Below are 7262 nucleotides of genomic sequence, written 5' to 3' on the forward strand. Positions count from 1 at the left end.
CCTATATCCTATATCCTGAAGCGCAGCGCTCATCTATCATTTTTTTACACTACCTTATTGAGCGCAAATTCAATGATCGCCTCTGCCCCAGCCTCCTGCAAACGGGGAATGAGGTCCCGCACATCGCTGACATCCACGACCACCTCGATGGACAGCCAGTCGGAGTTGTATAGGTGGGCCATGGTCGGGGAGGTCATGCTGGGCAGGATGTCCATGATGGCATCCATGCTCCCGGCCGGGGCGTTCATCTTCAGGGCGACCAGCTTTTCCGCGCGCAGGGCCCCCTGGAGCAGGGTGTTCATGTTTTCGATCTTGGCCCGTTTCCAGGGATCTTCCCAGGCTTCCTTGTTGGCGATGAGCTGGGTGTTGGTCTGGAGAATCTCAGCGATGATCCGCAGTCCGTGGGCCTTGATGGTCGTGCCGGTCTCCGTGATTTCCACAATGGCGTCGGCCAGTCCCTCGACCACCTTGGCCTCGGTGGCTCCCCATGAGTAATCAACCGTGACCGGGATCCCGGCGTTGTCGAAATATTTCTTGGTGTAGGAAACGAATTCCGTGGCGATTTTTTTGCCGGCCAGGTCTTCGGGGCGTTTATACGGGGAATCTCCGGCAACGGCCAGGACCCAGCGGGCCGGTTTGGCACTCACCTTGGAATAGACCAGGTCGGAAACCACGACCACGTCGGCCTCGTTCTCCAGGGTCCAGTCCTTGCCGGTCAGGCCGACGTCCAGAACACCCGAGGCCACGTATCTGGCCATCTCCTGGGCCCGGCACAAACTGCACTTGATGTTCTTGTCGTTGATGTCCGGAAAATAATTACGGTGGTGGGAGGTCAGCTTCCATCCTGCCCTGGCAAAGAGTTTCTTGGTCGCGTCTTCCAAAGATCCCTTGGGGACCCCGAGTTTGAGGATGTTTTTGGTTTCTTCAGCCATTTATTTGTAGACCTCCTTGGGATCGAATACCTTGTCACAACATTTTTTCCACGGACCGCCGGTGAGATCCGTGAGTTCCTCGAAAAAACAACTCTCATATCCCAGATGGCAGGCGGCTCCGCCGATCTGGTCCACAAGTAGAAGCACGGTGTCCTGATCGCAATCCAGACGCACGGCATGGACCTTCTGCACATGACCCGAGGACTCCCCCTTATGCCACAGCTTGTTCCGGCTGCGGCTATGGTAATGGGCATCACCCGTTGCCAGGGTTTGTTCCCACGCCTCTTCATCCATATAGGCCATCATGAGCACCTTGCCCGTCTTGACATCCTGGGCAATGGCCGGGACCAGTCCGTTTCCTTTCTTGAAATCAGGTTGCAGCACGCTTGTTCACTCCGCTTGGGGTTGGGGTTGTATGACGGCACGGCCCGAAAAGTGGGCCGTGAGGGTATGTAAAACCCGCACGGGGCGGGTTCTTGGGTTGTGTATGTGCGGTTCAGGACGCGGGCTTGTCAATTCCGGCCCGCAGCTGGCCGCAGGCGGCGGCGATGTCCTGGCCTTTGCTCTTACGCAGGATGCAGGTCATTCCCTTGTCCCAGAGGACTTTTTCAAAGGCGAGCACAGCTTCCCTGGTCGGGCTCTTGTAGGGGATACCCGGTCCGGGATTAAAGGCGATGAGGTTCACCTTACACTTGAGCCGCGACAGGAGTTTGACGAGCTGTCTGGCGTGGTCCTGTGAATCATTGACCCCGCCCAGCAGGATGTATTCGATGGTCACCCGTTCCCTGGGCTGTAGAGGATAGCTCTCCAGGATGGCCATGAGTTCGTGGAGAGGAAGTTTGGCCGCACCGGGCATGATGCGTTCCCTGAGCTCCTGGGTCGGGGCGTGCAGGGAGATGGCCGGGAGCGCCATTCCCTGTTTGGCGAATTCCAAGAGTCCTTTCTTGATCCCGCAGGAGGAGAGGGTGATCTTGCGCCGGGAGAAATTGAGGCCGTGTTCGCTGTGCAGAATCTCCATGGACCGCTTGACCTCGGGCCAGTTCATGAGGGGCTCGCCCATGCCCATGAACACCAGATTGGTCAGCCGGTCTGCTTTGCCGCGTCCGCGGAGAAACTCGCGGGCTACAAGGACCTGCATGGCGATTTCCCCGCCGGTCATGTTCCGCAAAAATCCCATTTTTCCTGTGCTGCAGAAGGTGCACCCCATGGCGCAGCCCACCTGGGTGGACAGACATTGTGTGAACCGGTCCTTTTCCGGAATGAGCACGGTTTCCACCAGGGCACCGTCATCATATTCGAGGAGGAGTTTGACCGTGGTATCCGTGCTTTCCTGCAGGGTGTGCACCCGGGGCCAGGCAATGGTCCAGTTCTCGGCCAACCGCGTGCGTAGAGACTTGGCCACGTTGGTCATGGCCGAGAACTCTCGGCACCCGTGCCGCCACAGCCAGGCCCATACCTGGGAGGCCCGGAACCTGGGTTCGCCCATGTTGACCAGACGGTCCTCGAGTTCCGCAAACGTGAGATCCAGGATATTGTCTATTGGATCTTCTCCTTTTCCTTGTAGTCCACAACGAATTGTTTGGCCTCATCCACAGAATTCACATCCCCTGATATCTGGGCTTGGAGCAGCGCGTCACGGATCAGTCCGACCATGGGCCCGGGATGTATCTTGGCCAGTTCCATGATCTTCTGCCCGTTGAGCAGGGGCTCGAGCATGTCTTCGTCGATATCGGCCCGTTCGAGCATTTTCATGTTGTGGTTGAATTCGGTGTATGTGCCCTTGCTTGCCTTGACCTCGGCCCGTGCCAACTCGATCAGCCGGGGGTATTCGTCCAGTCCCTTGAAACGTCGGATGCCCTTGTCATTGAGCATGAAGTGGAAGCGCATGTGGTGTTTGACCAAATGGCAGACCAGATCGATGTCTTCGGGGGCGAACCCGAGGCGACGGAGAATTTTTCTGGTTACCTTGGCCCCGACCTGATGGTGTTGGTAGAAAAGAAGATTGCCCTCAAAGGATTCACCAGTGAACACCTTGCCGAGGTCCAGGAATATGCACGTCAGTGTTCCGTACCAGTCGAAGGGGAGTTCTTCGGGGTAGTGTCGCATGGTGGCGATCATGTGGTCCCAAATGCTTTCTTTTTCCTCACCGTTTTCCGTGGGCAGATAAATACGGGTCAGGGGCATGAGCTCGGGGATGATCCCGTGGATGATCATGGTGTCGAAGAGGTACTGGACGAATCTGTGCATGTTTTCCGCTTCGACTTTTCGCCATTCGTCCATGATGTCGGTGATGCGCACATAGTCGGCAACCCGGCGGGCCGACCGCAGAAGGGAAAGCCAGGTGTTCGCCTCTATGGGCAGATTGTAGTTGGCGGAAAAGCGCAGGGCCCGGATGGCCAATAGATAGTCCCGTTTCAGGGTTTCATCCGGAATACCCACAAGTTTGATTTCACCCGAGGAGAAATCCTCGAAACCGTCATAGACATCCTTGGGCTGTGGGATGGTCGGGCAGGCAACGTCCAGGGGGAGCCCGTCCTGGTCCTCCATCGTTTTGAGCAGCCTCGGGGTCAATTTGGTCACACATGCGTCGATATACGAACCCTTGCCCACATCACCCTGATAGAAGGAAAAGGTCACCCCGCCCTGGGTGAGTGTGCCCTTGCGGATCGGTTCGTCGGTCTTGCGGATGTCCGGGAAGAGTATGCTCAGGTTGTCGAATTCCATGTCCGTACAGATATCGATTGCCTGTTCCCCGCTCGTGTCCAGAACTTTTTTTTGCAAGGGCAGATTGATGATATAAGCATCGAACCCGTTTCTCATGATTGTTTTACAGATGGAAGCCGCGTCTTTGATAGGCTGCATCGAGATATCTCCTTATTCGATGGGCTGAATGCATGGTCGCGTAGGGATGGCCGGTTTATTCCTTTGCCATGGTGTAGGCGAGATTTCCTTCAAGATAATGTGCAGCGACTTTACCCAGAAGAGCCGTGCCCATGCAAGGGGTGTTTTTGCCCTTGGAGAGCAGGGTGGATGGCTGGACGGTCCAAACATGTCGAGGATCGAAAAGCACGAAATCAGCCGGGTCCCCCTGGGCGAATCCGTTCACCCCGAGATTGAAGATCCGGGCCGGTCGGGTGGCGCATCGGGTGACGAGGTCTCCATGGGTGAGCACCCTCTCACGGACCAGGGAAACATACAGAGAAAGGGCTGTATCCATGCCGGAAATCCCGTTGGGGGCCTCATCCATGGTGGTTTCCTTTTCAAAATCCGCGTGGGGGGCATGGTCGGTAACCAGAATGTCGATGATTCCTTCTTTTACGGCCCGGCGCATGGCCAGAACGTCTTCCCGTGTCCGTAGCGGTGGATGGACCTTGGCCAGGGTGTTGTATCCCTCGACCATGGTTTCATCCCAGAGAAGATAGTGGGCGCAGGTTTCAGCGGTCACCGGAAGCCCCTTTTCCTTGGCCATGAGGACCAGTTCTACTGATTCCTTGCAGCTGATATGGGCCAGATGCACCGGGATGTTCAGGTATTCGGCCAGAAGAATGTCGCGGGCAACCTGCAGGGATTCGGCCACTGACGGGCTTCCCTTGAGACCCATTTGGCCGGAGAGCACGCCCTCGTTCATCACCCCGTGGCCGGAGAGGGTCGGGTCCTCGCAATGATCGATGACCTTCAGGCCCAGATCGGCGGCATATTCCATGGATCTCCGGAAGAGGTCGTTGTTATCCACGGGCACGCCGTCGTTGGAAAAGGCCACGCAGCCGGCCTTGGCCAATTCGGACAGCGGGGCGAGCTCCCTGCCTGCCAGGCCCTTGGTCAGGGCACCCACCGGGCGGACTCTGGGGCCGCCTGGATGGGTCTTTGCGGCCGTATCCAGAATGAATTCAGTGACCTGGGAGCGGTCGTTCACCGGATCGGTGTTGGCCATGCACATGACCTGCCCGAACCCCCCGCCCAGTGCGGTCTGAAGACCCGTGGCGATGGTCTCCTTGTACTCCTGGCCGGGTTCGCGCAGGTGGACATGTGCGTCGATGAGGCTGGGGAAGAGCCAGGCTTCCTTGGCGTCTGTTTCCCGGTCCAGTGGGGTGACTTCCCGACCCTGCTGGACAGGTATGAGTCCCTGGATGGTTCCCTGGTCGACCAGGAGATCCATGGGCTGTTCCTGCCAGATGACATTGCGGACGATGAATTGGGGTGCGGACATTGTGGGGGTACCTTTTTTATCGCGCAGAGGCGCAGAGGCGCGGGGAAGCGGTTTATGGCGAAGAGGGCTATTCGGATAGTTCCCGTGTCAGATACAGGTACAGAACCGCCATACGCACGGCCACGCCCGAGGCCACCTGGTCCAGGACGAGGCTGTTGCCGGCATCAGCCAGGGCTGAGGAAATTTCCACACCGCGGTTGATGGGCCCGGGGTGCATGATGCGAACGTCCGGGGCCGCTTTTTCGAGGTGGGAGGAACCCAGGCCAAAGGTCATGGCGTATTCACGCAGATCCGGAAGCAGTCCTGCCTTCTGCCGCTCGAGCTGCAACCGGAGGCAGATAATCGCGTCCACTCCCCGGCAGGCTGTCGTCAGATCGTCGAATACGGTCACGGGCCAGGTCCGAACGCCGCAGGGGAGCAGAGTTCGGGGGGCACATAACCGGACCTTGGCCCCGAGCATGTTCAGAAGGATGATGTTTGAACGGGCCACCCGGCTGTGGGCGATGTCTCCAAGGATGAGCACCGTTTTACCTGTGAAATCATCTCCCCAGATCCGGCGCAGGGTGAACCCGTCCAAAAGGGCCTGGGTGGGATGGGCATGGCGTCCGTCGCCCGCGTTAATGACCGAGCAATCCAGCCGTCCAGACAGAAAGGATGCTGCCCCGCTGGACCAATGGCGCAGGACGATACCGTCTGGAGCCATGGCCTGCAGGGTCAGGGCCGTATCCTTGAGGGTCTCACCCTTTTGCAGGGAGCTGCCTGTTTTGGCCAGGGAAAAGGTGTCTGCGGAAAGGCGTTTGCCGGCGATATCAAAGGAGGTCTTGGTGCGGGTGGAGGGTTCGGCAAAAAAAAGGACAACCGATTTGCCCTTGAGGACCGGTACCTTTTTTACCGGTCGCTTGTTCACCTCGTCAAACCGGTCGGCGACCTCGAAGATATACCCGATCTCCTTCCGGCTCAGTTGGTCTGTGTCGAGCAAGTCCTTGTGTTTCCAGTGCATTGATCTGCATACCCCGCCATGGTCGGCTATTTGTTCCGTAGGGAGAGCCCCTCCGGGCAAAATATAATTCTACACCCTAAAAATATCTTGTTCGGCTAGCAAGGAATTTTTTTGGGGGAGATGGGGGAGGGCTGTTTGCTTGGAGTAGTGACTATCGTGCCAATCTGGGGGTTGTTTTTTCCTGGGAACGCCGAGCGTCTGCTCGGCATTTTGGTATGGGCACCGTTAATCAATGGGTGACTCATGAATCGCCCGCTTTTCTGCGCCCCGGGAGGTGCAGAAAAGCAAACGGGTTGCCAGGAAACTACGGTTCCAGGAGGTATGTCGGGATTGTTAAAAACAGCGATTTTGAAAATGGTTCTGGTGTAAGCTGTTGTCCCAAAGGCCGAGCAGACGCTCGGCGTTCCCAGGAAGGGCAAAAAAAGACCGCCCGGATCATCATGATCCCGGCGGTCGTACAGGAGGATGCGAAAGCCGGTTGGCTAGAACCGGTACCCCACGTTAAGGGCAACGATGTGTGAGTTGCCGTCTTCAAAGGTACTGTCTTTGACGCCGGTTGCTGTGCTGTCATCAAAATTACGATCTTTGACGGTCAGGTAGCTGTAGGCAACGTCAATGGTCCATGTGTCCCAATGGAAGCCGGAGCCGATGCTGTAGATCTGGCGGTCGTTGGAGGGGATCTGGTATTCCGCATGGTCCGGATCGACCGGGGATTCATCGTACACATACCCGAGGCGCAGATCCATCCAGTCGTACAGGGCGTATTCGAGACCGATCTGGTAGCGGTTCACGTCTTTCCAGTTTTTTTCTTTGACAATGGGATTTTTAGGAGGAGTAAGAGTAGAGTCGGTCATCTCGATTCTTAATTCATCGTAGGCGCTCCAATACGTGCGCAGGAGGTCGAAAGAGAGACTCAATTTATCCAAAGGTTTGACCAGTATGCCTAGAGAGAGCATCGCAGGCAGCGGTTCTGTGGCCTTGAAGCTGTCTCCATATGCCTGGCCGAATGTGTCGGCTTTATTACCCGCAACGGCCTTGTCACCGATATTGCTGAAATCCACATCACCTTTCATTTTGACTTCTATCTTGCTGCGATAAGAGGCGCCAAAGGCTAGCCAGTCAA

The 7262-nt window shown here is 56.9% G+C and carries 7 protein-coding genes; all 7 read right to left on the reverse strand.

The genetic code is table 11. The annotated features are described in order from the left end of the window. Positions 1–44 precede the first annotated feature (44 nt). The gene (hisG, locus tag ACY692_RS13400; RefSeq protein WP_462325882.1) at positions 45–932 is read right to left on the reverse strand and encodes an ATP phosphoribosyltransferase; all 888 of its coding nucleotides are present in this window, start codon (positions 930–932) and stop codon (positions 45–47) included. Further along, positions 933–1316, reverse strand: coding sequence for a phosphoribosyl-AMP cyclohydrolase (gene hisI / locus ACY692_RS13405; RefSeq protein ID WP_462325883.1), 384 nt, complete (start codon positions 1314–1316; stop codon positions 933–935). 112 nt (positions 1317–1428) lie between these two features. Beyond that, positions 1429–2472: a dual-specificity RNA methyltransferase RlmN gene (gene rlmN / locus ACY692_RS13410; RefSeq protein WP_462325888.1), complete on the reverse strand. Its 1044-nt coding sequence runs from the start codon at positions 2470–2472 to the stop codon at positions 1429–1431. Beyond that, the gene (locus ACY692_RS13415) at positions 2469–3794 is read right to left on the reverse strand and encodes an HD domain-containing protein (RefSeq protein WP_462325884.1); all 1326 of its coding nucleotides are present in this window, start codon (positions 3792–3794) and stop codon (positions 2469–2471) included. Before ACY692_RS13415 ends, rlmN begins: the two co-directional genes overlap by 4 nt. Positions 3795–3849: 55 nt before the next feature. Beyond that, positions 3850–5139, reverse strand: a complete 1290-nt coding sequence (locus tag ACY692_RS13420; RefSeq protein ID WP_462325885.1) for a dihydroorotase — start codon at positions 5137–5139, stop codon at positions 3850–3852. Between the two features lie 67 nt (positions 5140–5206). Next, on the reverse strand, positions 5207–6139 hold the full coding sequence (locus ACY692_RS13425; protein ID WP_462325886.1) for an aspartate carbamoyltransferase catalytic subunit: 933 nt from the start codon (positions 6137–6139) through the stop codon (positions 5207–5209). A gap of 482 nt (positions 6140–6621) precedes the next feature. Continuing rightward, the coding region (locus ACY692_RS13430) for an OmpP1/FadL family transporter (RefSeq protein WP_462325887.1) at positions 6622–7262 on the reverse strand (641 nt) is incomplete at its 5' end.

The sequence above is a fragment of the Desulfoplanes sp. genome (assembly GCF_054921335.1).

Coding starts and splice junctions, on each gene's coding strand:
- hisG (WP_462325882.1), bottom strand. CDS start 932: ATGGCTGAAGAAACCAAAAACATCCTCAAACTCGGGGTCCCCAAGGGA.
- ACY692_RS13415 (WP_462325884.1), bottom strand. CDS start 3,794: ATGCAGCCTATCAAAGACGCGGCTTCCATCTGTAAAACAATCATGAGA.
- ACY692_RS13420 (WP_462325885.1), bottom strand. CDS start 5,139: ATGTCCGCACCCCAATTCATCGTCCGCAATGTCATCTGGCAGGAACAG.
- ACY692_RS13425 (WP_462325886.1), bottom strand. CDS start 6,139: ATGCACTGGAAACACAAGGACTTGCTCGACACAGACCAACTGAGCCGG.